At 66.0% G+C, this 639-nt stretch carries 1 protein-coding gene; it reads right to left on the bottom strand.

The window, feature by feature from the left end; translation table 11 throughout:
- Positions 1–138: 138 nt before the first annotated feature.
- The coding region (locus tag PXJ20_RS32915) for a serine/threonine protein kinase (RefSeq protein WP_421032958.1) at positions 139–639 on the bottom strand (501 nt) is incomplete at its 5' end.

The raw sequence follows: 639 nt of genomic DNA, 5'->3' as shown, positions 1-639 counted from the left end.
CTCATCGGCCCGCCCGGTCACGTCGTCAGCGCACGCAGGCGCGGGCGTGAGGGCGACCGCGCATGGGAGACAGAAACGGCAACGCGGGTCCCATTCCGTGGCGCCGGGAAAGGCGCCAGCGTATCCCGAAACGGGATGTCAGTAGCGCTGGTAAGCCAGCTTGACCCGGTGCCGCAGAACGCCTGCGAGTCCCTGCGCAAGAGAGTCAGCGATCGGCCAGTTATGAAACCCGAATCCCAGATTGCCGAACGCCCAGTCGTTTTCCAGGAATGTCCAGTCGACAATGCGTTCTGGGCGCGAGCACGTCGGGCAAATGAGCGTGTCGTCACCTTCATTGGCATACCACGCGCCAACGGCGTCGCCCCACGGCACGCCCTCATCGTGTTCGCTGCCGCAGTGGCGGCAGCGAACGCTGATCGGGCCCGGGCATGAATAAAAAACGGTACGGCCCACCCTGACCTCGACCCCGCATTGCCGAAGGCCTTCGCACACCTGGATGGACCAGGCGGCGGCGTCAGCGCCGGGCCGATAGACCGGGGCGCCGTATGCGGAGTAGCCCTCGCCGGGCACGACTTGCGCAATCGACTGCTCGACGAGCCAGGCAAAACCCCGCCCGGCCAGGATTGGCGCTTCTTCCAG

The organism is Paraburkholderia sp. A1RI_3L, assembly GCF_048957895.1.
Taxonomy (GTDB): domain Bacteria; phylum Pseudomonadota; class Gammaproteobacteria; order Burkholderiales; family Burkholderiaceae; genus Paraburkholderia; species Paraburkholderia kururiensis.
This window is presented reverse-complemented; position numbering and strand designations above follow the sequence as displayed.